Here is a 26,726-nt window from a genome sequence, read left to right on the forward strand (position 1 = left end):
CGATTGGCTACGTGATTAGAATACGCCCGCTTGTAACGAAAAACAAATTAATAAATACGAGTGTATCGATAAATAAATTTATACATACAAACAACCAGATGATATGAATCATCTGGCTGATCACATTTCGGACGACGGACGTAAATGTGTCGTCCAGTAATACATCCCTTGAAGGAGGATTAGTAGTAAGGATAGAAGCATCATGAGAAGCAATACGAAAGGGGAGAAGACGAAAAAAACACCGATGAGCAAGATTGTCAGCAGGAGACGGAGTTGCAGGAATCGTCTCGTCATGCGTACGAAAGTACTGTCCTTTTGCCCGGTCAATCCAATACCGCCAGTCGTCCAGATGAACATCAGGGGTCGCGCTGAAAAAGAGCAGGATGGCGTCAGGATTATTTTGTGCAAAACCAAGAAAAGCACTGCGGATGAGCAATAATGACGATACGATACCGAGGTTCCACATCCCCCACCAATAGACGTGCCAAGCTGTCGGAAGATACAGACGGTAAATGACTTGGTCGTAGTAGATCCAAAAACAACAGACGAGATAGAGGAATAGTAAAAATGGTAGCAGTAGTCCATCTCCTGTTGCCAGCAAGTCAATCACGCCAAGGATACCTTCTCCGAGGACAAGCATCGTAAAGAGTCCGAATCGTTCCACTCTAATTTAAAGTCTGAGGAGTTTCAATACGTCAAGCTTAATTCACTAAGAGACCATGAGGTCTCTGAACGCGTTACTAATTACTTAAATTACTATAACGAAGAACGAATCCAAGAAAAAGTAGGCTACCTGACACCGAAAAAAATACGGTGTACTGGCAGCCTAATTAAAGTGTTTTATATGTGTCTCATATTGCTAGGTCAGTCTAGTCTAGTAGGCGCGTTTTTTATGTATTTATCGACTATTTATAGCTGGAGTAAATTCAAGATAAAAATAAATATCTTCATCATGTTTATAGATAGGCTCATCTTTAATACGAACATCAAACAATGACTCTTTGCGTCTAGCTTCATTGTTTATCGCTCGAACATCTTCCTCATCCATATAAGATATGAGAACGCGACCAACAGGAGATATAGCAACTCCGTCAATTAAATGTTTAATTCCTGGTTTTATAAATTTTGAAAGTGAAGATTCTTCTTCATATTTTTTATATAAAGACATAATCAAATAGTGGTTACAGAGAATCATAAACTCATTTGGCACAGGGAGAAAAATATCTTTCCCTGGTTGAAGAAAAGGGATATAGGTTTTCTGTTGAGATTCTCTGAAAATAATTTCCGATACAGAGTAATAATACTGTTCATCATCATCCATTGAGGCTTGCTTAGTCAGATACGAAAGAGTGAGATCTTTAGTAATAATTTTAAGATGACTTTTATAATTATCAACTATCAGATTGTATGAAGGGTAGAAAGCAGGTGCGACAACATCATACTTTCCTTGTTTATCGGTGTCATATACGACTGAATAATCTATAAACTCCTCTTTATTTTCAAACTTAAACTCATATTCAATATTTAGACAAACACCCTTACCAATATTTAAGAGATGAATCATGTTTAATTTACTATCTCCGTCTAGGCGCTCATCCTGAATATTCATTAAAGATTTTTTGAAATCTATTTTTGCCTTTTCGAATGACTCAAGTGAATCATGGCGTTCGTAGAGGAGATCATATAATGTTTTCCCTATATGCATAGTTGGACTATAAATATGATCAGCTTTATACATAGGAGGACTTATTTTAAAAGAATCTAATTTTGAGCTTGTTACAAGATGCGATGATTGTTCTCTAGACTCTTTACTTTGAGTAATCTCAATTGATTTTCTAGAAAGTTCGGCAGATCTAGATGAGTTAATAACTGTTCCTATACCTACCGTTGCAGCCAAAGCAGTAAGAAAAAGTTGATAAACTCTTAAATCTTGACTCGAAACGTTTTTAAATGGATACCCATAATAAAATGCAAAGGTAACTATCCCAACACAAATAGGGATAACAAAATAAAGGACACTTTTATTCCAGATTTTATTCACACAAGTTCCCCTTTAATATGTTGAAATAATAATCATTATGCGTCGATAAACTCAGAAGATTCGATTGGTGTGAGGATGGCAAAGTTTTTCCCCTAAACAGGAACATCTCTTGCTCAGCAATAGCTTGCAATACATTCTCATTTACGAAACCTATAATCATATTTTTGAACTTTTCACTCAATAAGCTACTAAGTTTTTTCATGAGAACACCAATGTATTCTTCACTTTAAGACAGGTTGGAAGGTCGTACTCCGCGTAGCGACAATGACACTCGCAAGACTCGCGATCGTTCCAAGGACTGCGACGATGATCGTTGAAGAACCATTCGGAATCAAGAAGCCAACCGGAACTAAGCCGACGAAGCTAAAGACGATCAGTGATTGGTAAATGACATTGATGATCTTCAGTACAGGGTTTTCGAAAAACGATAGGATGAGTGGTGGTAAGAATAAGAAGACAATTAGTCCAATCGCCATGTAGACCGATAACGGCTCCTCAAACGAGATGGTATTGCCTGTTGAATGGCGTGCTGCGACGAGCACGGCGACGATCGCGACGCATAAGGTTACACAAACGAACGTTAACCGTTTTAGCATATGAACCCCTCCTTTTTACTTTAATTCCATAATAAACCAATTATCAAACGGAAGACAATCTTTTTCCAGGTGTCCAATGATGACGAATCGCATCGATGATGACGTCGGGTCGATCCCAGTGTAGTAGATGTCCAGTTTCCGGAACGAGATGGATCGTCGCATTCGTCACATAGTGTAACAGGTTCGTTGCCTGTTGACGGATTTGAGCTTGTTCCTTCGGTAACGTGGCGACATATAGCTGAATAGGTGACGCCGGAATATCTGCTAGAAAATCAAGGACATCATCGTAGTGAAGTGCGCGTACGATCGCAGCAGCCGTCTCTCCACGCGCATGCCAGTGATAACGACCGTTTTCTAGACGAAGCAAGTCGATACCCGCCTTGTTTAGAGCAGGGGAGCGACGCGCATTCGGAGCATAAACGGCAACGTCTAAAAATTCGTCCCATGTCGCGACAGAGTCTTCGAAGTCACGTTCATAAAAAGCGACTTCCTCTTCGACTGACATCCCGTACAGCCGCTTACTATGATAGCCGCCGTCGATCAGAATCGTACCGAGCACTCGATCAGCATGTTCAATCAAATAATAGAGCGAGAGGACACTTCCCCATGAGTGTGACAAGGCATAAAACTGTTGGACACCGAGTTCGTCTAGGACTTCACCGATCCAGTCTGTGAGCGGCTTCATACGATAGTCTAGGGGATCTGCAAAAGCTGGTGTTTTCCCGTGACCGGGTAAGTCGAGCGCGATGATACGAAATTCGCTTGCGAGTGCTTCTGCGATTTCGATGAAGCTGAGACTCGTACTCCCGAGTCCATGCAGGCAAACGATCGTCGGAAGGTCTTCTGTTCCCCATTCCGTGATGTGAACGGCTTGATGCTGACAGGTAATCGTGTAACGTTTCATTTTATTACTCCTTTAGAAAGCATTTCTTTCACTGTACCATAAGGAAAATATCGGGATTTGAAAAATAAGGAAACTTTCTGACGTGACAAGCGTAGAACAGATGATACGCCACCTACATAAAGGAGAATTCAAATGGAGACAATCATCACGATGCTCTTAACGGCCGTGACCTTATATGGACTCGGAGTCCTTGTTACGAAGTTGAAAGAACGATTGCGTTAATCAAAAATACGTCCAAAGGAGTCGACTATGTTTCCGGTCCTCAAACAAGAATTCACGAGCAGCTTTAAAAGCATCAAAGCGATTCTGTTGATCCTCTTTCTGACAATCAGCTCAGTCTTTACAGCGTCTTATTTGACGAGACATCCGGAACTGCTCGCTGGCGTCAATCAATCGTCCGTCTATACTTCAAGCATTAAGTTCTTCATTCTGTTCTTCGGTTTTCTGTTCGTCTCCGCGATATCGCATGACATCATCAACCGTGAAATCGAGACGCGGACGATTCGTTTACTAGTCACGAAAACATCACGCTTCCGAATCATAACGGAGAAGTTTCTTGGATCCTTATTCTTCTGGTGCGCAACGCTTTCGATTAATTTCTTGATCGTCTCACTCTACGCGAAGCAGTTGTTCTGGATGGACTATGTAACGATCCTGATTGTCATCATCTACATCACGAGTTTTAATATCTTCTTATCGACGATGATCACGAAGCCTGGTTTGACGATGTTTCTCGGCATCTTTTTCGGAATCATCGTACCGATCATCGGCTTATGGTCAGCGTTCTCGGAGAAATGGTACATGGTACCGTTTCAATACATCTTGCCGTATCATGCCGTCATCGTCTCAGGCATTCAACTGCTGTTACCTGTGTTCTGGAGCGGGCTGTTCTTGACGGTTGCTTACTTAAAGCTTAAACGAAAGGATTTGTAACATGAATGCGATTGAAGTAAGAGGATTGAAGAAATCGTTCAGTGCAAAAGAAGTTTTACGAGAGGTTAACCTGACAGTCGAGCAGGGAGAAATATTTGGTTTTTTAGGCCGCAACGGTGCCGGGAAATCGACATTGATTCAGATTCTGACAGGGATCACGCAAGCGTCAGCTGGAACCGTCTCGCTCCTCGGTGAACCCGCTGAGCGACTGGATGCGATCAAACGCCGGATTGGTGTCATGCCGGATACATCAAATCTCTATCACGACATGACAGCACGTGCGTTTCTTGAATATATGGCAGGATTATCCGGAGTCCGCGTCAGCAAAAACGAGATCCTTGATTTACTCGGTCGGGTCGGATTGAGCGGGACGGAGCGTCAGAAGATTGGGAGCTTCTCGTTTGGGATGAAGAAGAAGATCAGTATCGCACAAGCACTCGTCGGAAATCCGGAATTGCTTTTTTTAGACGAACCGACGTCTGGTCTTGATCCAGAGTCCGCGATCGATATCCAGCGACTGTTGTTCGCGTTAAAAGCTGACGGGAAGACGATCTTTTTGACCTCGCATAACTTAAATGAGATTGAAAAGATTTGTGATCGTGTCGCGATCATGGCGGAGGGACGAATCGTGCGCTGCGGAACTGTTGCATCGTTGCAAGAAGCGATGGGGCAGGAAGTTCAGATCCGCATTCGGACCGTTCCACAGCTAGAGCCATCGCATCTTCCGAATGACGTTCATGAATTGTCGCAAACGGATGAATATAAACGGCTCAATCTGCCGACTGAAGAGGATATTCCGGAGTTACTCGTCATGCTCGCGAAGCAAGACATAAAAGTGTCTGAGGTACACATCGAACGCCAATCGTTAGAAGAGATTTTCTTAGCCGTCTGAAGGAAAGAGGCTCCCTTCCGTTGTCGATTGATTTTCAACAAATAGACGACCACCATCATTCCATTGACCGTACATCTGGCTTTGTTTCGTTTTTTCGATTAGCGTTTGTAGTCGTTTTTCATAGAGAACCGGATTTTTGCGCACACTTTGAATCGTATCGATCCGGATGCGGCGATAGAGCTCCGGGAAATTGTTAAAATTCTCATCAACGATCGGATCTTCCTGTAGACGTGCCTGAATTACTTCATCAATGACGAATGCATCAGGAGACATATCCGGTAAAACCTGTCGACCAGACGGTTGCATCAAACCGAGGCGTTCCAAGCGACGGACACGTTCCTTGTTCAATTCAGTCCAGTTACTGTTCGGGCGGCGCGGTGTAAAGCGTTGCGCCAGCTCACCTTCTTCGGTTTTCTTCGCAATCCCGTCGATCCAACCGAAGCATAGTGCCTCCTCGACAGCATCAAGATAGAGTAGACCATCTGCGGCTTGTTTTCGACTGAGGATCACCCAGCAAAACGACTTATATTCCGCGTGTTCCGATAACCATTGTCGAAAGTCCTCGCGATTAGTGAACCGTAAGACGTCCGTGATTTCCATGGTCGTTCCTCCATTCCATATCGAAATCCCCCCTTAGTGTTACACGAGGGGGGATTTCACTTTTCTTCAACGTAACGGGTCATGATGAAAGACACAATTTCGACCGCTCTTTTTCGCTTGATAGAGGGCGGCATCGGCCTGCTGGATTGTCTGCAGAAAATTATGCGTCTCAGACGGTTGGCTGGTTTGTCGAGACACACCGATCGATAACGTTACTTTCAGTGGTTCCGTCGTGGATAACTCGTACGTCCGTTTGGCGCTGGCTTGACAGATTTGTTCCGCGAGTCGACGCGTCTCCGTCAAAGAATGCTCCGGTAACAGCATCATGAACTCCTCGCCACCGAATCGTCCGAGCACACAAGAAGGGGGACAATAGGACGTGAGCAAGGAACTGATTTGACGGAGAATGTGATCGCCCCGGTCATGACCGTATGTATCATTGACCTGTTTGAAATGATCGACGTCGATGATCATAATCGAAAAATTCATCTGTTGTGATTTATAACGCTGGACGGTTTCTTCCAAACGACGCCGATTATCAAGACCTGTCAGCGTATCCGTCAAAGCGAGACGACGATGCATCCGGACTTGATTGAAGTGCCACCGGACTTGATGCAGAATGCTGTGCAACAGGAGACCAGCACAGCCATTGCCGATGAGAAAGACCGTCATCGCCGTCACGTCATTCGGTCGAACGTGATGGACGTATGGTAAACAGAGGATGAGTGCGATACCAAAAATGATTGGAAACGAGATGAATCGGTCAGGTGCTTCGTTTTGTAAATAGAGCACGATGATGCTGACGATCAGGTATGTCAAAACGAGCCAAATTATGTCGGTTGACGGAAAAACGAATAGTTGGAGGGCAGCGAAGACGAGTGTCGTGATGAAGCCGCTACTGATGCCGCCATAGATGAAGGCGATGACGATCAATGTGATTGATAAATCAAATCGAAATCCCTGATAGGTGATGGCATTGAGGATGACCCAGTAGCCGGCACCTGTTGCAAGAAGCAGTACTAATAGATTTTTCTTCAGCCAACTGTCGAGCGTGTTATGAAATCGGAATCGTTTAAAGAAAAACAACGAAATCAACACGAAAAAGAAGAGCAAGGAAATGTTAAGGATGAGATGATTTAGTGTATGCCACATGTTCGTGTTCCTCTCCGTGAGTGTCGAAAAATAACTACAAAAAATTGATTCAATTGATGAAAATTTATTTATCTAAACTAATCTTACCCAAAAGTAGACTGAATGTATCAAAATTGCCCTATCTTTCAAAAGCATCCAAAAGAATACATGTTTGGAATTAATAATATTCTGACACCTGTTCCCGTGACGATTCCGTTAAAAAATCAAGTGAGACGAAATTGCGAATGTATGCGTAGGCACCGATTTCCCCGAGTGGCAAGCCTAATCGTTCAGCCTGTTGGCTGCGTGTATCTTCTTCCGGTTGGAGAATGTTGAATCCTGCAGCTTGCATCCGCTCCCCAACGAATTCAAGCGTCACGACGTCACCGTCCGCCCAGTCTGTTTTCAATTGGTAAAAATGAAGGCGATAGGCATCGTTAGATGGATTGACTTCAAACGCAATCGAGCCTTCTGGTGCGTCGACTTGGAATGCTGGCGACAATCCGCTGCGTGTCACGATGGATTTCATGTGATGGCGATGTGTCATATGACGTAAGATCATGGTCTGACCACTCCTTTTTCATCTATTATTACGCGACTTCGTCAGAATATCGAGAAAAATTTTTAAAAGAGATGGAAGAATCTTGGATTTTTCTGGTATACTACTTTTTCGGAAAACGTTTGCATAAAAAGGGGGAGAACAGATGCAACCATATGCCATCAAAGCAACGGGACTGACGAAACACTATCAGATCCTACAACGGGAACCAGGACTACGCGGGGCAATCAAGGCGCTGTTTCACAGGACGTACCGGACGAAAGAGGCAGTCAAAGCGATTGATTTGACGATTGAAGCAGGAGAGCGCGTCGGCTACATTGGTTTCAATGGTGCCGGAAAATCGACGACGATCAAGATGCTTGCGGGTGTCTTACGTCCGGACGCGGGGAACGTTCGGGTATTCGGACTTGATCCACATGCCGACCGGGTCAAGAACGCATCACAAATCGGTGCCGTCTTCGGTCAGCGGACACAACTGTTCTGGGACATTCCGGTCCAAGAATCGTTTGAGCTGTTGAAGGAAATTTATCAGGTGCCGAAGTCAGAGTTTGACGAGACGCTCGCGTGGTTCCAGGAGAAGCTAGAGTTAGCTCCGCTCCTTGACGTGCCGGTTCGGCAACTGTCGCTCGGTCAAAAGATGCGTTGCGAACTAGCGGCAGCATTCCTGCATCGACCAAAAGTCGTCTATCTCGACGAACCGACGATCGGGCTTGATATCGAGATCAAGGAGACGATCCGTCACTTCATTCGGGAGATGAGTGATCGCTGGGGGACGACTGTCATTTTGACGACGCACGATATGCAGGACATCGAGGAAGTCTGTGACCGAGTGATCGTTCTTGACGACGGGAGCATCATCTATGACGATACGATTGATCAGTTGAAGGAGTCGTTCAGCCACGAGCGGACGCTCCGGATTACACTCGAAGAACCGGTGTCGTTTACTTTACCTACGGCGTTGATCAACCGCGTAATCTTATTTACGACGGATGAACTGACGTATGAGCTTGCGTTCGACGACCGCGAATTGTCGAGTGGACAAGTCATCAAGGAGATCGTCTCTCTGTACGCGGTCCGGGACGTCTCCGTTTCCGTACCGAAGATGGAGACGTTGATCCGCAAGCTGTACCAAGCGGGGATCAGCGCATGAGAATCCAAAAATATACCGCGTTGATGCGGTCACAAATCAAGGTCGATCTTGCCTACACTGCTTGGTACTGGGCCAGCATGTTCAGCGTGACGATGCGACTGTTCATTCTCTATTTCTTCTGGCAAGCCGTTTACGCGAATAAAACCGATGTCTCCGGCATCTCCCTGTCGACGATGCTGACTTACGCGATACTCGCGACGATGATCGATCAGTTCCGTGGCGGTGCTGGACGCGATCTCGCCCGAATGATCAAACAGGGAGCGATCGCAATCGAGCTGCTTCGTCCGTATCATCTGCTTGATAAGTTACTCGCGCAAGACATCGGGTCAAAAGTCTCGATTTTGTTCCGCGCGATCTTGCCACTTGTCCTCGTCTCGATCCTGTTCATCGGTGTGGATCGACCGCAGTCGTGGCTAGCTGGACTCGCTTTCGTCGGCAGTGTGCTGTTTGCTGTCTTACTTGCGACATTGATTGACCTGCTCGTTGGCATCTTCGCCTTTTATACTGTCAACATTTGGGGACTATCCGTCTTACAGGACGCCGTCATCACGATCATGTCGGGGGCAATCGTTCCGTTGACGTTGTTTCCGGACTGGTTTCAGACGATCAGTCTTTACTTACCGTTTGCTTCGCTCGTTTACGTCCCAGTCGCGATTTATACGGGAGAGATTGATGCAAGCGGCATCCTTCAAGCGTTACTGATTCAAATCGGCTGGTTGATCGGGTTCTTCGTCTTGTTACGGATCACGTTTGCGCTCGCGATCCGGAAAGTGACGGTGTTCGGCGGATGAAACGATACATAAAACTTTACTGGCTATACGCAAAAAGTCACTTTAAAGTCATGATGGAATACCGGATTGATTTTCTGATCGGTGTGTTATCGGTCTTCGGTCAACAGTTCGCGTCACTCTTTTTCCTGTCGGTCGTTTTTCAACATATCGAGACGCTAAACGGTTGGGATTTTTACGAAATCTTATTCATCTACGGGATCGCTTTCCTAGGACGTGCCTTACATCATATCTTCTTTGATAACCTCTGGACGATCGGCTGGCAGTACATCCGGACTGGGAATCTGGATCGGTTACTGATGCGCCCGGTCAATCCACTGTTTCAAATCATCGCTGAGCGGGTTCAACAAGACGGGTTCGGTCAACTGTTGATTGGTGGTGGGGTGCTCTATGTTGCTTCCGATCATCTCGACATGGTCTGGAGCGTCGGTGATTTCTTGATGTTAGTTGTGCTTGTTCTTTCGAGCGGACTACTCTACATCGCGATCAACCTGTTTTTTGCGACGTTTTCGTTCTGGATGGTCGATAGTCTGCCGGTCGTCTCGGCGGTCTTTAGCTTGAGTGACTTCGCCCGTTATCCGATGACGATCTACTCGAAGGTGTTGATGTTCGTTTTGACCTACATCATCCCGTTCGGCTTCACCGCCTTTTATCCGGCGATGTATTTCTTTGACGAAAGAGGATACAGTGTGATGGCTATTGCGACTCCACTCGTCGCGATCATTGCCTGTTTGATTGCTTATCGGTTCTGGTTGTTCGGACTAAAGGCATTTGCGAGTACGGGATCTTAATATTTTTCAAAAAGAATGCCCAGTCCATGGTAATCATCGTGGACTGGGCATTTTTCGTAAAGAACATTCCTTAGCTTAATTCGATATACCATCTTTGACACTGCTTCGCCCAATCAATCGGAACATCCATGATTCGTACTTCCTTTGCTGGCGTCGCATGTAAGGTGACGGTGACGGTTGCAAGACCGAGACGTTGTTGCATAAAGGACTCGGACAGCTCGAGTCGTTCGATGCCATCACGGCGCATCCAGTACGTAAGAGGGGCGAGTCCCCCTTGATGGAAGTGCAGCAATGTCGCACTCGTCGTATATGTACTGAGGCGGCGACTTAAGAATTGCGACGTGATGACAGTAAAGCAAATCAACACGGCAAGAAGACGTAAGTTCGGGAACATGATCCACAGGCAAATCGGAATGACACCCCATAACAAGGCAGTTCGGCATAATTTGACGAAGATTGCCTGTCGAGGAATCGTAAGCGTCCGAGTTGCCATTTTAAAATCAGGTAACATTTTCGGGATCAAGTCGAGCGCTTTTGAACGGTGGACGAACGGAAACAAGACGGCGGACGTATTTTTGTCTTGTTGCTCAGGATCAATCGAACTGATCATCTTGACTTGACTGATTCCGAGTAACTGATGGATGAAACGACTCCGCATCGTCAAGGCTTGAATCCGGTCTTTTGGAATCGAGAAGCGCGTGACGCTCTCCCAACCTTTTTCAATTTGGATCAATCGTTGATCTGCATCAATGCGAAAATCTGCGTATAAGCGATAATTCCGAAAGACACCATAACCGAGAGCAAGCATGATCAAGAGTCCGATCATTGCAATGCTCATGACGTTAGATTGGGTACTGAAGGTAACGATTGAATTGACGATATCATCGAGCTCAAGAAAACGACTTAATTCTCGATAAACAGAAAACAGAAGGAAGAAAAAGAACAACGGACTAAGCGACGTCAATGAAGCCAGCGCAATCTCCTTGAATTGAATCGCGTATTGTTCTTGATTTTGCGCTAGCATGGTCGTTGCGACTTCTGGTAGTGCCTCGGCATCATGCTGTCGTGTAACGATCGACTCGATCTGTTCCTTGATTTGCGTTGCCTCTTGTTTTGATAGCATCTCGAGACGAACGTCGGCATCTGAATCCGTTGAACCGGTCTCAATGACGAGTGACGTCAGACCCGTCACGCGGTGAAACAACGATTCGTATTCCGTGATCCCTTGGATCCGTTCATAGGGAATCTGCTTTTTTTCCGTCATGAACGCTCCTTTTTCAATCAGTAGCTCTTGCTTCTTAAGTTGATATGTAAAGTGTTTCCATTGCAACACGAGACCGATTAGGCGCATGAGAATGAAACTACCGAGCAACGTGTATCCATACCAAGAGAACAGTGGTAAGGATAAGCGGCGGAACAAGAAAGAGATGATGAGAACGACGAAGACAACTTCTTTCGTGGCAATGCCGAAGCGATACGGAATCCAGGCAGGATGGAGCTTAACGGAAGTCATGGGTGGTTCCTGTCGCATCAGCTGGCTCCTTTCGTGACGTACGATCCGATAAGGCAGTGATTCGTTGCGTGATTTCCGTTGCTTGTGCAAGCGGTAAAGACGGAATGTCATGGACGTAACCGATCGTACCGATTTTGACCGTCGCAAGACCGTACTTTTTACAGAATTTACAAGCGAGAAAGCCCACTCCTTTAGGGGTGGGATGATAGCGAGTTCGGGGACGGGGTGTCTTCAGACACCTCATGTCCCCGACTGTTCTTCCTGATGAAATGCATTTATAGTAAATCTATAATGGAGTTAATTATTATGATGAAGGAGGTGTCAAAGATGAGTCAAGTCGTCACGGTAGAAGTTCGAGTCTATGCCACTCGTCGTCAGGATGCCATCCTAAAAAGGATGGGCAAGACCTATATTCATACCGCCAACCGAGTCGTGGCGAACATGGTCGCCTCCGAGGACGGGAAGAGGTGGTCGAGCAAGGACATCGATGCCCCCCTTCCGAGCGCCGTGAAGAACCAACTCGCAGGAGATGCCGTCGGCATCTACAAGAAAGCGAGGAAAGAAGCATTCAAACGCATCCCAGTCCTCAAAAAGCCGGTCTGCGTCTGGAACAATCAGAACTATTCCTTCGACTTCGAGAGCATCTCCTTCCCCGTTTGGATGGACGGGAAGTCCGTGAAGATGCGATTCCGTGCTGCCGTGGTTGACAAGGACAATCGGAATACCCGACTCCTTGCCAACAAACTCGGGACGCTCAGGGTCACGAAGAAGGGAAGGAAGTGGATTGCTCAGATTTCCGTCCATGTCCCGATTGTCCCTCGGACGGGGGTGCGGGTGATGGGGGTTGACCTCGGACTGAAAGTGCCGGCGGTCGCCGTCACCGACGACGACACGACCCGTTTCTTTGGGAACGGTCGTGAGAACAAGTACATGAAACGCAAGTTCCGTGCGGAACGGAAGGCGCTCGGCAAAAAGAAGAAGCCGAAGGCTATCAAACGACGCAATCAGAAGGAACAGCGGTGGATGCGGGACAAGGACCACAAGGTCAGCCGAGCCATCGTCGATTTCGCAAACCAAAAGAAAATCTCTGTCATTCGCCTCGAACTCTTGGCGAAGATCCGGCAGACGGCAAGAACAAGCCGTAAAAACAACCAGAACCTCCACTCTTGGTCGTTCTATCGTCTCGCGTCCTTCATCGAATACAAGGCCGCTTTGTCGGGCATCAAGGTCGAGTATGTGGACCCCGCTTATACGAGTCAGACCTGCCCGTCCTGTTCCGTCAGGAACAAGGTGAGGGATAGGGTCTACACGTGTGCCTGTGGGTTTAAAGGACATCGAGACGCCGTCGGTGCGATGAACATCCGATACGCACCTGTGATGGATGGTAACAGTCCATCAGCCTGAGAACCTATACGGTCTGTCTCAGGAGGGGTGATGGCACACCCCTACCTCAAGGCTCGGACGAAGCAAAAATGGATTGAGTCCGCCAAGCACTTGAGAATCCCACCCTCACCAACGGTGTGGGCTTGCGGCTTTAGCCGTAGGAGTGTCAATGAGCGGTCCTTGTGATGTCTTAACGAAATAAATTTTTTCGATCGGAATGATCAGGTGTGTACGCATGAGAGCACCGTGCTTTAATTGAATGCACTGAGCATCGATCTCATAACGCCATGTCTTTTGCCGGTAAACAGGTAATACGGTGCACTCAATCAAAGCGGAAACGATCGTCACTGCAATCAACACGTAAAGGACGATCCCGATCCAACTAGACCACTGATAGTACGTATCGACGAACAGCAGACCAATCAATGCGATTAACACGACAGTCGAAACCAACGCATCGGTCAATCGCCATACTTTGATTGCGTCTTTCGAGATGGTTTGAGTAGGTTCTTTTAATTCATACATCTACATGACTTCCTTTCTACACTTTTTGTAGAGATACGTCTTTGATTCATTATCATAGTGTAAAATAATGGTATCATGTATAGGGGGGGTAAACCTATCACTAACAGGAAAATTACCCCTTTCAAAACTGTAATGATGGATTCTTTGAAGTTGATTCATCATAAACGAAACACGTCCGAATGTCCTAAAACTCAGGATATCCGGACGTGTTTTTAGGAGACATCGATTCAGACGAGTGAACGGATAGCGTTTGACATGGCAGGGGAGACTGGATGAATCTGTTCGATGTAATCGAGAATTGCTAGTGCGGCTGTTTTATTTTGCGAATAGCCTGGCATCATCTCTGAGAATCGGTTGACCATTTCTGGAAAACGCTGCTCAATCCGACGTTCCGGAGCAAACGAATCAACATATGTCGCTTCCTCTTGTTCAAAGGCTGATAAAACGTATAGTAATTGACCGACAGCAAATTGTTGAATCAAACGAAAGGCTGATAAAGTTTCGCCACGTGCTTCGCGACAGAGCCCGACATATAGGTTCGTCAGCGCTTCATGGATGGCGTAATCAATCGATGGATGTTCGTTCGAACTGTTATGCGGTTGCGGAACTAAGCGTTCAAAGTCGACGAAGGTAGGATTGCTCCAAACGATTCGCCCTGCGGAAAACGCAATTTCAGGTAGTTCATCTAGTTCAAAGATGGCAAATTCGCCATAGATGCCGTCGTCAAACATGACTTTATGTCCATCCTTCGTATTCTGAAATTGAAATTGTAAAGGATGTGCGTTTTCTAACCAGTCGAGTTGTTCGATGAATCGAACCTTTTTACCGGGTTTTGCGATGACGAAAAAATCTAAGTCCGAATAGTCATCGAGTCGTTCGAGTTCTTCACCGACAGAACCGAGTCCGAGCAGGACAAGCGCATCATCTGTTTGTGCAATCGTTTGCCCAATCGTGTCTAATCGTTCTAATAATGCGTCTCTATGTGTCATCTTTGTTGCTCCTTCATTTAAGAGTCTCTATGTAATAACCGCGGACACCTCGAGAAAAAAGCGTCCGCGATTACCGGAAATACGATCAAAAATGATCGCTTTGCATCTTATGCAGCAATTGATCAAACGTTTCGTGGTCTTTAGATGTAAAAGCACGGAAATAACGGTCGTCAATCTCTTCGATCTCAGGCGCTGATTGTTGAACGAGCGCTGCACCATCCTCTGTCAACAGAATCCGCTTTTCTCGGTTGATCCGTTTTCGGATGACGAGATGCTCTGCTAAGAGTTTTTTTACGGTTTGCGAAATGGCACCACTTGAGAGCTCAAGCGTTCGTTCAAGTGATTTCTGCGTCGCACTCTCCTGATGATACAACGTCATCAGTAAATCGAATTGGGACTTCGAGAGTCCTTTAGGTTTCAATACATCGTTGACTTCTTTCGAATAACGGCCGTGGATCCGCTGAATGGCGTTCCAGTGCTGCATCGAAGATTCGAATGTGAAGGTCATGTTTTTTCCTCCTCTTCAGTCATGCGGGATTGAGCTTATCAAAGAAACGGATTAATTCTTCCTGTTGTCGAGCCGTCAAGGCATTGAATTGTTCTTGTTGAAAACGATCATAGGCGGGCAATACTTCTTGCAAGATGGCTGTTCCTTTGTCCGTCAACAGAAGATAGTTCGTCTTCCATTTCCGCTTGCGGGTGATCAATTGCCGCTCGAACAGTCGTTTGATTCCGTGTGAAATCGTTCCATCGGTCACTTGGATCCGTTCAGCGATTTCCTTCTGGCTCGTGCATGAGGTCGTTTGTAGGCAACGTAATACTTCAAGATTCGTATGGGATAGATCCCATTGTTTCAAGAATGCATTGACGCGCTTGATTTGTTGATTGTGGTACGTCGAAATCGTCTGCCAGCATGCCATGGGATATGTCTCTGTCGTTGTAGTCATGAGGAACCTCTTAAATGTAGAATGTACTGCTGATGAATTACTTTTACCATACCATATTAAAAATATGTAGTGCTACTAGTTTGAGCGGAAACCCATCACTTCCCATCATTGTGAAGAATCGATACAAAAAAAGACCTGAACTTGTCAGGTCTTTTCAATAAGGAACACCATTCGATAAGGTAAGATACGAATCGGTCAATCGGAATCCATATTTCGTAAAACATTGATCCGAGACGCGTCCTTGTAAGGTGATCGTCGAATAATCACCACGAATCGCGTAATGGGTATACTTCTTTTCGATGTCGTGGATCAAGGCTTCGAGTAGTAATCCTCGTTCACCAAGTCCTTCCTCACGGACATTGATTTCAAGTAGACAAAACGTACCGTACTCCGTAAGGGAAGTGCGCTCTGTTCGTTCATGGAGAACGGTCAAGAACGAACGTTTTGAGATGAGTGATCGATTATTTGGTGGTTCGAGGATCGTGACGTAATAACTGAGTGCCGGCGGACGTAAATTACGCGTGACTTCGACGACTTGCCGCTGATTGTTGTACGCGAGACCAACGATTTGCTCCTGCGGGTGATGCGGCACGGTCAGTCCTTCTTGCTCACAAACGGTTTGCCACTCGGCTTCTGGAATCCAGACAGCCTCTTCGGTTTTCGCTAAAGCTTTAAAGAACTTCACGTTGAACGGATGACCTCCTAAAGTGTATGTAAAATGACTATTCCCATCATGCCTGACGTGTAGACAAAAAACGAGTTACAATCTGACGACAAATCCTCTTCCTTTGTTACAAGTATACCGTGAAATTTCGTTTTGAAACAGACTACACCTCACGCCATCTTCTCTCTATACTAAATGTAACTCATCCATTAGGAGGCGATCAGATGAAGACAGTCGAAGGTCCGTTTTTTCACGGAACAAAAGCTATTCTTCAAATCGGAGATGTATTGACGCCGGGACATGCATCGAATTTTCGGGAGCAACCGCTCGAGCACGTCTATTTCACGGCAACGCTCGATGCAGCGAAGTGGGGGGCGGAGCTCGCACGATCTGACGCTCCAGAACACATTTATCTCGTTGAACCACTTGGATCGTATGAGGATGATCCGAATCTAACGAATAAACGGTTCCCTGGTAATCCGACCCGGTCCTATCGTTCGACTGAACCGGTGAAGATCATCGCCGAGCTCGGAACGTGGGAACGTCATACGGACGAGGAGATTGAGACGATGAAAGCATCGCTTCAGCAATTACGAGCAGAAGGGAAGGATACGATCATTGACTAAAAGACGAGGAAAGAACGTGTCTGTACAGGACGATGAATCGATCAAGCCAAAGACCGTGACCGCTATTGATCAGCTGCTAGTCGATGACTTGCATACCATTCGCCTGGATCAAGACGACGAGCGATTGATTACGATCATGGAAGATCCGTTCATCCCGCCTGTTGAAACAATCGTTGGAGTCTATTGTGTCTACCGGAAATCAATTCTAGATTTGCTGAAAGGAAAGATTAGCTCTGTCAATAGTTATGACTTCAAAGGAACGTTCTCAAAAGACAAACTCCTGACAGCAGAAAATGTCGAAGGGGTGCTCGATATGGCGACCTTCGTCGTCATTGCTTCAGAAGACAACACATATCTGTCCCACTATTTCATCGGTGGTGACGCAGAGAAACTTAATTCGATATTGAATGTATGCTTCGGTCATCCGAATTTAGTAGAGGACCAAGCGTCGAAACGATCCATCAAACGTTTCGAGCAGGATGTTTTGACAGTTGAAAAGATGGGGTGCATGGAGTTGATCAGAAGCAAAGTATGACGTCGTCACTCCCATCATCGGTTGACGAGTCGTTCGAGCTGTCGCCGGTAGTCTTTTGATAGCGTGAAGACGAGACGATTGGTCCATTCTTGCTGCGTATCGAGAGGCGCATTTTCAAGTCTGTGTAAGATACGCCAAATGGAAACGAGGTTTGCAGCTAGTAGATGATCGACAGTGAGAAGACATGTACGTTCAGATTGATAAGCGTCTAAAAAGCGGACCAACCACGGTTGACTCGATGTCGGATAATGGAACGAAGTAAACCAGCACATCCAGCCGATATCGAGTAATGGGTCACTGAAACATGCCCATTCCCAATCTAGTAAGGTAATAGTCCTTTCATCGATCAAACCATTATGAATTCCAAAATCGCCGTGTGATAACACATATTCGGACTTGCCAGGAAAACGTTCAATTAACGAACGGCTCTCATCCATCCACTTATTTGAGACAAAGGAAACAGAATCCGTCCATGCAATTGGGGTTATAGGAAGTGATGATTGAGTTGAATCTTCAATCGAATGAATCGAAGTCGCCAGAAGTTCTCCTAGTCGAGCGTATAGGATTTCGATCTCATCGTCCTTCATTTGTGTAATCAGCTGTTGCATCGGTTGACCTGTTCGATACTCGATCAACAGTAAACAAGCTGGATTTAAATCAACGACTTTCAATACATTTGGAACAATTGACGCCTCGTGTAACAGGTGAAGTACATTCGCTTCGGTCATAATCGAGCGCTGAGCTCCGATTTTTGCGACTTGTTGAAACGAATCCGATTCAATCAGGTAGACATCATTCGTATACCCACCAGTTAGACGACGAGCCGTAATGGGAGAATCACTTGAAACATAGTGTGACCAATTCAATTCAGACATCAAGCACCGAACTCCTTTTTTATTTACTTCTTTCATCTTACAAGAGAAGGATTAAGTGGTACAATATGTAAAAAGGGGGCGTTTCAATGTCTCGCTTCAAACAAGAGAAGAAACCAATACTCGATCATCTCCGCGATGGTGTCGATCAAGGTCTAGGTAGTGCCGTACCCCGTGGACAAAACGACGGGATGCGCGGTCTTGAGATGCTCGCGGTGCTCGTCGTTCTCGGTGGTGGGTACCTGTTCTATCGGTGGTTCATGTAATGAAAGAAGCATCATCCTTACGAGGACGATGCTTCTTTTTGTTCGATTTCGCTAACGATATCATCAAGTGTGACGTGAGAGAGCACCTTCTCAAGCGCGGATTGCGCGAGCTCAAAGATTGGTGTCACCGTCGATTGGATGTTTCGTCCAACCGGACAGTCTGGGTTTGGTGTTGCATGGACGCCGAACAGTTCCTTATCCGGAACGACAGCGACGGCGTGGTAGACATCAAGTAGTGTGATGCGAGATAACGGACGAGCGAGTCGTGCTCCGGCAACACCCGGGCGAACCTCGATCAAGTCGGCTTTTTTCAACATCCCCATGATTTTACGAATGACGACCGGATTCGTATTGACACTACCGGCGATCAAGTCGGACGTCATCTTCTCGTCAGTCGCGATCAACGAGAGAATATGGATACCGACTGAAAAACGTGTACTGATGGCCAACGGATGACCCTCCTTTATAAAAACATTGTTCTCTCATTATACGTCGTATCGTTCATTTGGCAAGAAACGGGGAATAAGAGCATTGAAGTTGACAAAAAATCTATTTGTAACTATATTGGTTACATGTAATCAAATTAGTTACATATCAAAAGGAGGAATCATCATGAACATCGGAATCATTGGAGCTACAGGGAAAGCGGGTCAACTGATCTTACAAGAAGCAATCGAACGCGGACACGACGTCACGGCGATCGTCCGTAACGCGGCAAAAGTGACGGCAGACGTCACGATTCTCGAGCGTGATGTCTTAGCGCTGACGAAAGATGATCTGAATGGATTTGACGTGATCGTCAACGCGTTCAATGCGGCACCAGGTGAGGAAACGAAACACATCGAAGTCGGTCGTCATTTGATCAACGTATTAGCAGGAAGCAAGACGCGCCTGTTTGTCGTTGGCGGTGCGGGAAGTCTGTTCGTTGATGCGGATCAGACAGTACGCGTCATGGAAACACCAGATTTCCCAGAAGCGTATTATCCGACAGCTTCGAACATGGGGAAAAACTTGATCGAACTGCAAGGGCAGCAAGATGTAACATGGACGTATCTCAGTCCGGCTGGATTCTTTGACCCAAGCGGTCAACGAACAGGAGCGTATACAGTCGGTGGCGAGCAGATGATTCTAAACGCAAAAGGCGAGAGTTACATCAGTTACGCGGATTACGCGATTGCTGTAGTGGATGAGCTTGAAAACGGGAAACACTTCAACGAACGGTTCTCGGTCGTTGGCGAACAAGGATGATGGTGACAGACCGACTTACGTAGTCGGTCTTTTTTGATGGACGGAGTACGAGATACAGCGGAGGACGGATGGCGCAGTAATGGTGTTCAACTAAAATGAAGGTAGAAACAATTAAAGGAGCTCAAACCATGATGCGACGATGCTTTAGTATCATCAGTCTGTTAGCGGTCTTGATCGTCTGTACGACGTCTACGCAACCATCCCGATTCGAGCGTTCAGAACCGGTCGCAACGATTGAGGATCATTATGCAGGACAGATCAATTGGCCGAGTGAAACCGATCCGTTGCTGGATCTTCACACTACACCATGATGTACATATTCCGACTTAAAAGCCCGTCTCCTTGAAGGAGACGGGCTTTTAGTGACGTTAAATGACCGTCATTGCACTTAAGAAGACGAAGAGGAACGTGATGCCGCTCGTCAAAATCAAAAAGGGGAGGACGATCAGTAATTCAAGGTGCGGACGAACGCCGTGGTAGAACATAAAGAACAGGGTCAAACAGGCGGTAGTGATCGTCAACGCAAGTGAGGCAATCAATTGATGAAGGGGTTCGACGAACGGAATGAGAGACGATCCAGTGATCGTATCGAAGGCGAAGCCGAAGGACAATAAAATCAGTAAGTACAGAAGCGATTTTTGACGAAACATGCGGCATGTCTCCTTTAATGAGCGATACATTCAGTATAGAGCCTAGATCGTCTTTCATACCTAACAAAAATGTAAGAATGTGGCTGATTTCAAACAGACTAGTCTTCTTTATATAATAACGTCAAGCGCGTCATTAAAAAGTAGAAGAAAGCGGCACTACTCGCAATCGCCTGAAAAAGAAGCGGTTGAAACAGACCATCGAACACGATCAATAGGATCCCACCAAGTAATAAGGCGATGCCTTGATTCAGGAACAGGTGCGATGACCACGATAATGGACGGGAGCGGAATCCGAAGTGGCGAACCGCGTCCGTCAAGATGCCACCGACCGTGATGATAATCGCAAACGACAGCAACGTCTCAAAGATACCTTGATAATACCCGACGTCCGTGTCTGGCATGAGTCGTGGCGAGTACGGGAGATGTTGATAGAGCATCAGAAAAATCCAATTAGTCATCAGAAGGCGAAATGACAGACGGATCATGGTGCTCCTCCTTTCCGGTTTTCATGACGATGAATAGACGGGTCACCATCACGTATAAGAAAGCAGCGACTGCGTTTCCGATAAACAATTGCGCAGGGAGTGGGATGAACAAAAGGGACGTGCCGGCGAACACGAAGACGGTCCCTTGATGAACGAGGAGATGTGTCGTCCAAGGCAGCGAACGCTTCGCGAAGCGGATAGATAAGACAACGTCAGCAATCACGATACCGCTGACGAATACAAGCGCAACAGCGTCCAAATGCTCATTGACCAGTTGCACTGTGTGGGATAGAAATGGCACCATCATCGTCATCGATCCAAACAAGTGAAGAAACAAAAAGAAGCTGAGGACAATCCGACCGAGCCATCCGAACAGATGCGTTAGGAACGATGGATACTTCCGCGCCGACTCCGATACGATGAGATAAATCAAGGCTACACCAGCACAGAACAAGACAAGATAGAACGAAAATGGATTAGGTTGCATAAGCAGGTAGAGGACGCTACTAGCAAATAAAGCACCGACTTGATTGAGAATGACTCGTTGTACGAATGAGACATTTGAACGGAACAGGACGCGTGGAAGACCATCCGTTAGAAAGGCACCGATCAGAATGACAGGACCGCCAAACAGCAGACCAATCATGAAGAAGTCGATGAACGAAGTACCGTATTTCACCGGATCCCCCATCTCAAGTCCGGCAATGAGTGAATAGAAGAAAGCAAACAAGATCGTGGTAATGAAACTGTTCTTTACGATAGACATCATGAAACAAGTCCTTTCCGGCTGACGATCAGAATAATTTGTACCAATACAGCGTTAGATTAATCTGTGGGTTGGCATGTTGTTTTAAGCTATCGGCACCACCAAGTACGAAGCCTTCTCGCACGTAAAAGCGGCAAGCAATCAAATTATCGTCCTGTGCTTCGAGTGACAGACCGATCAACTCGTGCTGCTGTGCCCAGTTCGTCGCAGCGGCGAGCAGTTGGTGCCCGACGCCATGTTTACGAAACGCTTGTTTGACAGCGATGTTCTCGATATAGGCAAAACGATTCCAGTCACGAACGAGACGAATCTGTCCAATGCAAGAAGCACCGGAAAAGGCGAGCAGAACAATTCGGTTCTCGTTTTCGATATACGTCGCCCAGTCGAGTCGATCGTTCGGAAAACGGGTTTTAGTAGCTGTTTCATAAAGTTCTTCCGTGTACGACCACGTGGTACCGGAGAACTGCGGAACGATGCGTCCGATGATCGGGAACGCATCGTTGGCATCGTTGACAAGCGGAATGCTCTCGGACGAGAGTTGTTGAATCGTTAGTCGTTCGTTCTCGTTCACTGTGTTTCTCCTCCTGTTCTTTTGATATACGTTAGTCAATTCATCATCTCCTAAAAAATGAGAACTGTCACGAGGAGAGATGAAAGAACAGGTCAATTTTCACTCGAAATAGGTTATAATTTTTCTGAAAAAGGAAATGAATCAACAGAAACGAATACATAGTTTCAGTAGCGGGTGAAATAGTACAACGAGACAGCAGTAGAGGACGTGACAACATGAACATGGATACGGTCAACCAGTATCTCGATGCCTATGGATATGGCGTTATTTTCATTTTTTTATTTTTTGGCATCGTCGGGATTCCGGCACCGGAAGAATCACTACTCGTCTTGATCGGTATCTTAAGTGGACAGAACGAAGAGCGATTGATCTATTCGATCTTGACAGCGTACGCGGGAACATTCGTTGGGATGTTAACGGCATATGGCGCAGGACGTTTCTTTGGACCGACCGTTTTACGGTACGGTCGTTTCATCGGATTGACGAAGGAACGCTGGGAACGGGTGTCAAATGGCTACATGGGGCGGATTAATCGGACGATCATCGCCGGTCTCTATATTCCAGGGGTGCGACAGATCAATCCGTATTTTGCGGGGATGAAACGGATTCCGTTTGGTCGATACTTCTGGGTATCGGCACTTGGATCTGCTCTGTGGGTTGTTCCTTTCGTCTTACTCGGTCACTTTGCCGGCAAGACGTTTCATATCAAGCCGGAAGTCGTGCCTTATTTCGGATTTGCCTTACTTGTGCTCTTCCTCTTAGGTGTGCTCGTGAAATGGCTCAAACGTAAACGACTCGAAAAACGCGTCGTTTCAGGAAAAAACCAAGCGGGAAAAGAAAACTAAGCGATACTTCTTTTTGAAGAATCACCGGGATAGTTTGAAGGAGTGGACAGACGATGCAAAAAATAGTGATCTTTCCTTTTTTAAGGATGCGATCCGGTCATCACCTTGTCGCTGAAGCAATCGCAGAACGATTGCAGGGACCTGGCGTTGAAGTCAAGGAAGTGGAGTTACTCAGTACGATCAGTCCGTTCGCGGAATGGGTGACGTCGAAGTTTTATCTGAACTGGATTCGCCATTTCTCAAATGGCTATAGTCGTTTTTATCATCGCCATATCGCGGGACGCTCTAGCAACGAAAAATCGACAGGATGGACGTCGCATTATTTCCAACAACAAATGTTACGGATCATTCGGGCGGAGCAGCCGGATGTCATCATCTGTACGCATGCGTTTCCGTCCTATCTGTTGAATCAATTGAAGGAACGAAACTTGTGTGACGTACCGGTCATCAATGCGTATACGGACCTGTTCGTCAGTCGGGTCTGGGGAAAGAGGCATATCGAGTATCATTTATTACCAAATCGCGAGGCAAAACAAGAGTTGCTGAAACAACACGCTGTGCCAGAAGAGCGCTTGTTCGTGACGGGAATTGCCGTACATCCGGCGATCCGTGGTGGATCAATCTTCCGGTCGCCCCAGTCCCGTAAACAAATTCTCGTCGCCGGCGGAAACGGTGGGCTTGGACAACTGGAGACGTTACTGACGCAAATCGAGCACTGTACGGAAGCCGACTTTTACGTCTTGTGTGGTAATAATCGCTCATTGTACAAACGATTGTCGTCACAGCAACATGCGCACATCCATCCACTCGCCTATATCGATTCACGCGATGAGATGAATCAGCTGTATGAACGGATGGATGCGATCGTCACGAAGCCTGGTGGCGTGACGGTCAGTGAAGCATTCGAAAAACGGGTGCCGCTTTTCATGCAACACGTCCTACCAGGGCAAGAAGAGATAAACCGTACCTATTTACTAGAGAAAGGACTTGCGTTTTCGTTCGATCAAACGGATACACTGGCTGACGTCATTCGTCGAACGCTTGAGAACCCGAGCGTCATGCACCAATGGCAACAAGCGATCTCTCAGTATCAAAGTGAGCAAGTCATTGCCGATCGACGATTTTTTGAGGAACGGATTGCAGGCTGTCTGAAAGATAGCCGACGTCAAGTAAACGGATAAAGGAGAATCATGCAGATGCGGTCACGTCTTGTCACAGCGGGAGTTCTCGCTACGCTTGCCTATACGGTCGTCCCGTATATGGCGTCGCGCGTCTTCGGATGGCGCGTCACGAAGTCACTCGATTCACGATACGTCGCGTTGACGTTCGATGATGGTCCAGATCCTGTCTATACGGCAGAATTACTAGACCTCTTACAACAAGAAGGGATTCAAGCGACGTTTTTCGTCGTTGGTCATAAAGCGGAGGCACATCCGGATATCATTCGCCGGATCCATGAGGAAGGGCATCAACTTGGGATTCACAACTATGTCCATCGTCCAAACTGGTCGATGCGACCGTCGACCGTCCGAGAAGGAATCAAGCGGACGTCAGCAATCATTGAACGGATCACCGGCGAACGGCCGACGGTCTACCGTCCACCGTGGGGCGCACTGAATGCAGGCGACGTCCTCTGTCCTCCATCCTATAAGATGATTCTTTGGTCGAAGATGGCGGAGGACTGGAAGTTAGAGGGGGGATCAGCGAAAATCAAACGATTGCTATCGGATGTAGCTGAAGGGGATATCATCTTGTTACACGATAACGGGGATACGTTTGGCGCAGACCCTCAAGCACCCGTCCAGACGATTGCGGCGCTGAAAGAACTGTTACCGGAGTGGAAAGCACGCGGCTTACAGTTCCGTCGAATTGATCAAACGTAAAGATAGGACCTACCATGAATCCGGTAGGTCCTATCTTTTTGAGGACGGTCACGCTTCACGTGAGATATCGTCTTCTTGGCTATGATGGAGAATCAAGCGACGCACGACGAACGAGCGTAAGAATAGGATGAAGGTGATGATCGGAAGCAGTAACCACCAAGATGGTGTCAAAAATAAGTCATCGAACGTCGTGATCATGACGAAATGACGACCGACATACAACCACATGAAAAAGGAACTGACGAATAGAATTGCTTCCGACGTCGTCATGAACTCAAACTCGGATTTCATTGCTTCACTCCTTAGGGAGGGTATGGAATTTTTTGCGGTATACCTTACTAAACAATCAGAGATCTCTAAGTCTAGCTACTTTTTACGAACGGACCGGTTCACGGTCATGTGTCGTTATCGCTGCCTCGGCATTATCTTCATACAGAATGACTCGGTTTCGACCTTGCTCTTTTGCAGCATATAACGCTTCATCTGCAAGAATATTCATCCGCTGGATAGCAATATGTTTCCCGTGGGCGATGCCAACGGACGCTGTGATTGAAATCGCTGGGAACCCGTCGAGCTGAAAGCGTGTGTTCGCAATCCGTTCCCGGATCCGGTTCGCGACCTTCGTCACTTTAGACGGTGTCAAATCATAGACGAGGACCATGAACTCTTCACCACCGATCCGAGCTGTGATATCGTGCGGACGCGTCTCTTCTTGTAGAATCCGTGCGAACTGTTGTAAGACGAGATCACCGTTCGCATGCCCGTATGTATCGTTGACATGCTTGAAGTGATCGATATCGAGTGCGAGCACATTATAGAAACGTCCTTCTGTCTCTAACATCGCGGTCCGCTCATCCCAGACGCGACGATTGTAGAGCCCGGTCAAGTGATCGAGTTCCGCCGATTGTTTATAGCGCTGGACCTGCTGATTGAGCATTTGGAAATCTAATGTCAACAGGCTGGATAAGACCCCAACGGCAAGACCAATCGACCACGTGGAGGCGAGCAAGCGAAGTGCTGCGTCACTAAAACCAAGATTAATTGAAACGGCAATCGTGATCATGAACAGCGCCCAGACATTCATGACGATGTTTTGAAGAAACAGCCGATGGACCAACCGCTTATGGATGAAGTACATACCAGTGCTGATACCGAGGACCGCAACAAAAGCGACGACGGCTTGTGGCGTCCAACCGAAATAAAAGCGGGAGCAACCGATGATCAATGTCGCGATGACGAGTGGGGAACGAACACCATAAAAAGCGAGCAAGACGAGCGGGAGATGACGCAAATCCATTCGCAACGATTCGTTGACGGCAATGCCTTTAAACATCAAGAGCACTCCGAGCAGTCCTGTTGCGAGACCGACGATGAGTGATTTTAAGCTGCTTGAGGCGAGACGTTGACTATAGATGATTTTAGCGATCAAATAAAAGCCGGTGAAGGCGATACAAGCATTCAATAACAACTCGGCAATGAACATCGGTTCCACATCCTTGAGTGTGATAGTGATACTTTCACGATAGCAGTTTGGCAAGGGATGTCAACGCAGGAGTCTCAAAATTTTAAAGAT

At 46.6% G+C, this 26,726-nt stretch carries 37 protein-coding genes; 15 read left to right on the plus strand and 22 right to left on the minus strand.

Annotation, left to right across the window (positions count from 1 at the left end):
- Nucleotides 1-7 precede the first annotated feature (7 nt).
- Nucleotides 8-664, minus strand: a complete 657-nt coding sequence (locus K6T22_RS07490) for a low temperature requirement protein A (protein ID WP_238239754.1) — start codon at nucleotides 662-664, stop codon at nucleotides 8-10.
- Between K6T22_RS07490 and K6T22_RS17335 the strand changes: the two genes are divergently transcribed.
- Entirely contained in the window at nucleotides 584-997 is a 414-nt protein-coding gene (locus K6T22_RS17335; RefSeq protein ID WP_425293156.1) for an IS3 family transposase, read from the plus strand. The genes K6T22_RS07490 and K6T22_RS17335 overlap by 81 nt on opposite strands.
- Here the strand turns inward: K6T22_RS17335 and K6T22_RS07495 are convergent.
- From K6T22_RS07495 to K6T22_RS07505, 3 genes are all read right to left on the minus strand, one after another.
- Nucleotides 899-2,041, minus strand: coding sequence for a hypothetical protein (locus K6T22_RS07495; protein WP_238239755.1), 1,143 nt, complete (start codon nucleotides 2,039-2,041; stop codon nucleotides 899-901). The two genes, K6T22_RS17335 and K6T22_RS07495, sit on opposite strands and share 99 nt — an antisense overlap.
- A 221-nt stretch (nucleotides 2,042-2,262) precedes the next feature.
- Nucleotides 2,263-2,637: a hypothetical protein gene (locus tag K6T22_RS07500; RefSeq protein ID WP_238239756.1), complete on the minus strand. Its 375-nt coding sequence runs from the start codon at nucleotides 2,635-2,637 to the stop codon at nucleotides 2,263-2,265.
- 43 nt (nucleotides 2,638-2,680) lie between these two features.
- Entirely contained in the window at nucleotides 2,681-3,541 is an 861-nt protein-coding gene (locus K6T22_RS07505; RefSeq protein WP_238239757.1) for an alpha/beta fold hydrolase, read from the minus strand.
- A gap of 249 nt (nucleotides 3,542-3,790) precedes the next feature.
- Between K6T22_RS07505 and K6T22_RS07510 the strand changes: the two genes are divergently transcribed.
- Nucleotides 3,791-4,474 carry an ABC transporter permease subunit gene (locus tag K6T22_RS07510; protein WP_238239758.1) on the plus strand — a complete coding sequence of 228 codons (684 nt, stop codon included), beginning with the start codon at nucleotides 3,791-3,793 and terminating at the stop codon, nucleotides 4,472-4,474.
- Nucleotide 4,475: 1 nt separating this feature from the next.
- Complete coding sequence (locus tag K6T22_RS07515) at nucleotides 4,476-5,366, plus strand: ABC transporter ATP-binding protein (RefSeq protein ID WP_238239759.1); 891 nt, start codon at nucleotides 4,476-4,478, stop codon at nucleotides 5,364-5,366.
- Here the strand turns inward: K6T22_RS07515 and K6T22_RS07520 are convergent.
- From K6T22_RS07520 to K6T22_RS07530, 3 genes are all read right to left on the minus strand, one after another.
- Complete coding sequence (locus K6T22_RS07520) at nucleotides 5,355-5,966, minus strand: YdeI/OmpD-associated family protein (protein ID WP_238239761.1); 612 nt, start codon at nucleotides 5,964-5,966, stop codon at nucleotides 5,355-5,357. The two genes, K6T22_RS07515 and K6T22_RS07520, sit on opposite strands and share 12 nt — an antisense overlap.
- 66 nt (nucleotides 5,967-6,032) lie before the next feature.
- Nucleotides 6,033-7,118, minus strand: coding sequence for a GGDEF domain-containing protein (locus tag K6T22_RS07525; RefSeq protein WP_238239763.1), 1,086 nt, complete (start codon nucleotides 7,116-7,118; stop codon nucleotides 6,033-6,035).
- Nucleotides 7,119-7,275: 157 nt separating this feature from the next.
- On the minus strand, nucleotides 7,276-7,659 hold the full coding sequence (locus K6T22_RS07530; protein ID WP_238239765.1) for a hypothetical protein: 384 nt from the start codon (nucleotides 7,657-7,659) through the stop codon (nucleotides 7,276-7,278).
- Between the two features lie 142 nt (nucleotides 7,660-7,801).
- Here K6T22_RS07530 and K6T22_RS07535 point away from each other — a divergent pair, with 142 nt between their 5' ends.
- From K6T22_RS07535 to K6T22_RS07545, 3 genes are read left to right on the plus strand one after another with little or no spacing between them, the layout of a single operon-like run.
- The gene (locus K6T22_RS07535; RefSeq protein ID WP_238239766.1) at nucleotides 7,802-8,806 is read left to right on the plus strand and encodes an ABC transporter ATP-binding protein; all 1,005 of its coding nucleotides are present in this window, start codon (nucleotides 7,802-7,804) and stop codon (nucleotides 8,804-8,806) included.
- A complete protein-coding gene (locus tag K6T22_RS07540; RefSeq protein ID WP_238239767.1) occupies nucleotides 8,803-9,597 on the plus strand; it encodes an ABC transporter permease in 795 nt (264 codons plus the stop codon). The genes K6T22_RS07535 and K6T22_RS07540 overlap by 4 nt, the downstream gene beginning before the upstream one ends.
- Complete coding sequence (locus tag K6T22_RS07545; protein ID WP_238239768.1) at nucleotides 9,594-10,385, plus strand: ABC transporter permease; 792 nt, start codon at nucleotides 9,594-9,596, stop codon at nucleotides 10,383-10,385. The genes K6T22_RS07540 and K6T22_RS07545 overlap by 4 nt, the downstream gene beginning before the upstream one ends.
- A 70-nt stretch (nucleotides 10,386-10,455) precedes the next feature.
- Here the strand turns inward: K6T22_RS07545 and K6T22_RS07550 are convergent, their stop codons facing one another.
- Together K6T22_RS07550 and K6T22_RS07555 are read right to left on the minus strand one after the other, a co-directional pair.
- A complete protein-coding gene (locus tag K6T22_RS07550) occupies nucleotides 10,456-11,916 on the minus strand; it encodes a PH domain-containing protein (RefSeq protein ID WP_238239769.1) in 1,461 nt (486 codons plus the stop codon).
- Nucleotides 11,885-12,085, minus strand: a complete 201-nt coding sequence (locus tag K6T22_RS07555; RefSeq protein WP_238239770.1) for a hypothetical protein — start codon at nucleotides 12,083-12,085, stop codon at nucleotides 11,885-11,887. Before K6T22_RS07555 ends, K6T22_RS07550 begins: the two co-directional genes overlap by 32 nt.
- A gap of 140 nt (nucleotides 12,086-12,225) precedes the next feature.
- Here K6T22_RS07555 and K6T22_RS07560 point away from each other — a divergent pair, with 140 nt between their 5' ends.
- A complete protein-coding gene (locus K6T22_RS07560) occupies nucleotides 12,226-13,302 on the plus strand; it encodes an RNA-guided endonuclease InsQ/TnpB family protein (protein WP_238239771.1) in 1,077 nt (358 codons plus the stop codon).
- A 105-nt stretch (nucleotides 13,303-13,407) separates the two neighbouring features.
- On the opposite strand, the gene K6T22_RS07565 is transcribed toward K6T22_RS07560, so the two are convergent.
- From K6T22_RS07565 to K6T22_RS07585, 5 genes are all read right to left on the minus strand, one after another.
- Entirely contained in the window at nucleotides 13,408-13,806 is a 399-nt protein-coding gene (locus K6T22_RS07565; protein ID WP_238239772.1) for a PH domain-containing protein, read from the minus strand.
- Nucleotides 13,807-14,033: 227 nt separating this feature from the next.
- Entirely contained in the window at nucleotides 14,034-14,795 is a 762-nt protein-coding gene (locus tag K6T22_RS07570) for a hypothetical protein (protein ID WP_238239774.1), read from the minus strand.
- Nucleotides 14,796-14,880: 85 nt separating this feature from the next.
- On the minus strand, nucleotides 14,881-15,303 hold the full coding sequence (locus K6T22_RS07575; RefSeq protein ID WP_238239775.1) for a MarR family winged helix-turn-helix transcriptional regulator: 423 nt from the start codon (nucleotides 15,301-15,303) through the stop codon (nucleotides 14,881-14,883).
- Nucleotides 15,304-15,322: 19 nt separating this feature from the next.
- On the minus strand, nucleotides 15,323-15,742 hold the full coding sequence (locus tag K6T22_RS07580; RefSeq protein ID WP_238239776.1) for a MarR family winged helix-turn-helix transcriptional regulator: 420 nt from the start codon (nucleotides 15,740-15,742) through the stop codon (nucleotides 15,323-15,325).
- Nucleotides 15,743-15,896: 154 nt separating this feature from the next.
- The gene (locus K6T22_RS07585) at nucleotides 15,897-16,427 is read right to left on the minus strand and encodes a hypothetical protein (RefSeq protein WP_238239778.1); all 531 of its coding nucleotides are present in this window, start codon (nucleotides 16,425-16,427) and stop codon (nucleotides 15,897-15,899) included.
- Nucleotides 16,428-16,630: 203 nt separating this feature from the next.
- Between K6T22_RS07585 and arr the strand changes: the two genes are divergently transcribed.
- Together arr and K6T22_RS07595 are read left to right on the plus strand one after the other, a co-directional pair.
- Complete coding sequence (arr, locus tag K6T22_RS07590) at nucleotides 16,631-17,032, plus strand: NAD(+)--rifampin ADP-ribosyltransferase (RefSeq protein ID WP_238239780.1); 402 nt, start codon at nucleotides 16,631-16,633, stop codon at nucleotides 17,030-17,032.
- 16 nt (nucleotides 17,033-17,048) lie between these two features.
- Complete coding sequence (locus K6T22_RS07595; RefSeq protein ID WP_238239781.1) at nucleotides 17,049-17,567, plus strand: hypothetical protein; 519 nt, start codon at nucleotides 17,049-17,051, stop codon at nucleotides 17,565-17,567.
- A 14-nt stretch (nucleotides 17,568-17,581) separates the two neighbouring features.
- Here K6T22_RS07595 and K6T22_RS07600 read toward each other — a convergent pair whose 3' ends face one another.
- Nucleotides 17,582-18,442: a phosphotransferase family protein gene (locus K6T22_RS07600; RefSeq protein ID WP_238239782.1), complete on the minus strand. Its 861-nt coding sequence runs from the start codon at nucleotides 18,440-18,442 to the stop codon at nucleotides 17,582-17,584.
- Between the two features lie 86 nt (nucleotides 18,443-18,528).
- Here K6T22_RS07600 and K6T22_RS07605 point away from each other — a divergent pair, with 86 nt between their 5' ends.
- Nucleotides 18,529-18,705 carry a hypothetical protein gene (locus K6T22_RS07605; RefSeq protein WP_238239783.1) on the plus strand — a complete coding sequence of 59 codons (177 nt, stop codon included), beginning with the start codon at nucleotides 18,529-18,531 and terminating at the stop codon, nucleotides 18,703-18,705.
- 17 nt (nucleotides 18,706-18,722) lie between these two features.
- Here K6T22_RS07605 and K6T22_RS07610 read toward each other — a convergent pair whose 3' ends face one another.
- Nucleotides 18,723-19,154, minus strand: a complete 432-nt coding sequence (locus K6T22_RS07610; RefSeq protein ID WP_238239784.1) for an Rrf2 family transcriptional regulator — start codon at nucleotides 19,152-19,154, stop codon at nucleotides 18,723-18,725.
- Between the two features lie 163 nt (nucleotides 19,155-19,317).
- Between K6T22_RS07610 and K6T22_RS07615 the strand changes: the two genes are divergently transcribed.
- Together K6T22_RS07615 and K6T22_RS07620 are read left to right on the plus strand one after the other, a co-directional pair.
- Entirely contained in the window at nucleotides 19,318-19,953 is a 636-nt protein-coding gene (locus K6T22_RS07615; RefSeq protein WP_238239785.1) for an NAD(P)-dependent oxidoreductase, read from the plus strand.
- Between the two features lie 128 nt (nucleotides 19,954-20,081).
- Nucleotides 20,082-20,264 (plus strand): hypothetical protein, encoded by a 183-nt coding sequence (locus K6T22_RS07620; protein ID WP_238239787.1) that lies wholly within the window; start codon nucleotides 20,082-20,084, stop codon nucleotides 20,262-20,264.
- Nucleotides 20,265-20,321: 57 nt separating this feature from the next.
- Here K6T22_RS07620 and K6T22_RS07625 read toward each other — a convergent pair whose 3' ends face one another.
- The 4 genes from K6T22_RS07625 to K6T22_RS07640 all read right to left on the minus strand — a co-directional run bounded on the left by K6T22_RS07625 (nucleotide 20,322) and on the right by K6T22_RS07640 (nucleotide 22,425).
- Nucleotides 20,322-20,603, minus strand: a complete 282-nt coding sequence (locus K6T22_RS07625; protein ID WP_238239789.1) for a hypothetical protein — start codon at nucleotides 20,601-20,603, stop codon at nucleotides 20,322-20,324.
- A gap of 98 nt (nucleotides 20,604-20,701) precedes the next feature.
- Nucleotides 20,702-21,088 (minus strand): hypothetical protein, encoded by a 387-nt coding sequence (locus K6T22_RS07630; protein ID WP_238239791.1) that lies wholly within the window; start codon nucleotides 21,086-21,088, stop codon nucleotides 20,702-20,704.
- Nucleotides 21,054-21,857: a hypothetical protein gene (locus K6T22_RS07635; RefSeq protein WP_238239792.1), complete on the minus strand. Its 804-nt coding sequence runs from the start codon at nucleotides 21,855-21,857 to the stop codon at nucleotides 21,054-21,056. Before K6T22_RS07635 ends, K6T22_RS07630 begins: the two co-directional genes overlap by 35 nt.
- 25 nt (nucleotides 21,858-21,882) lie before the next feature.
- Nucleotides 21,883-22,425 carry a GNAT family N-acetyltransferase gene (locus K6T22_RS07640; protein ID WP_238239793.1) on the minus strand — a complete coding sequence of 181 codons (543 nt, stop codon included), beginning with the start codon at nucleotides 22,423-22,425 and terminating at the stop codon, nucleotides 21,883-21,885.
- 215 nt (nucleotides 22,426-22,640) lie between these two features.
- Between K6T22_RS07640 and K6T22_RS07645 the strand changes: the two genes are divergently transcribed.
- Genes K6T22_RS07645 through K6T22_RS07655 form a run of 3 tightly spaced genes read left to right on the plus strand, consistent with a single transcriptional unit; the run spans nucleotide 22,641 to nucleotide 25,153 of the window.
- The gene (locus K6T22_RS07645) at nucleotides 22,641-23,270 is read left to right on the plus strand and encodes a DedA family protein (protein ID WP_238239794.1); all 630 of its coding nucleotides are present in this window, start codon (nucleotides 22,641-22,643) and stop codon (nucleotides 23,268-23,270) included.
- Nucleotides 23,271-23,323: 53 nt separating this feature from the next.
- The gene (locus K6T22_RS07650) at nucleotides 23,324-24,451 is read left to right on the plus strand and encodes an MGDG synthase family glycosyltransferase (protein ID WP_238239795.1); all 1,128 of its coding nucleotides are present in this window, start codon (nucleotides 23,324-23,326) and stop codon (nucleotides 24,449-24,451) included.
- 15 nt (nucleotides 24,452-24,466) lie between these two features.
- The gene (locus K6T22_RS07655; RefSeq protein WP_238239796.1) at nucleotides 24,467-25,153 is read left to right on the plus strand and encodes a polysaccharide deacetylase family protein; all 687 of its coding nucleotides are present in this window, start codon (nucleotides 24,467-24,469) and stop codon (nucleotides 25,151-25,153) included.
- Nucleotides 25,154-25,201: 48 nt separating this feature from the next.
- Here K6T22_RS07655 and K6T22_RS07660 read toward each other — a convergent pair whose 3' ends face one another.
- Both K6T22_RS07660 and K6T22_RS07665 read right to left on the minus strand, forming a co-directional pair.
- Nucleotides 25,202-25,444 carry a hypothetical protein gene (locus K6T22_RS07660; RefSeq protein ID WP_238239797.1) on the minus strand — a complete coding sequence of 81 codons (243 nt, stop codon included), beginning with the start codon at nucleotides 25,442-25,444 and terminating at the stop codon, nucleotides 25,202-25,204.
- 82 nt (nucleotides 25,445-25,526) lie between these two features.
- Nucleotides 25,527-26,636, minus strand: coding sequence for a GGDEF domain-containing protein (locus K6T22_RS07665; protein WP_238239798.1), 1,110 nt, complete (start codon nucleotides 26,634-26,636; stop codon nucleotides 25,527-25,529).
- Nucleotides 26,637-26,726 lie beyond the last annotated feature (90 nt).

This window comes from Exiguobacterium acetylicum, assembly GCF_022170825.1.
Taxonomy (GTDB): domain Bacteria; phylum Bacillota; class Bacilli; order Exiguobacteriales; family Exiguobacteriaceae; genus Exiguobacterium_A; species Exiguobacterium_A acetylicum_B.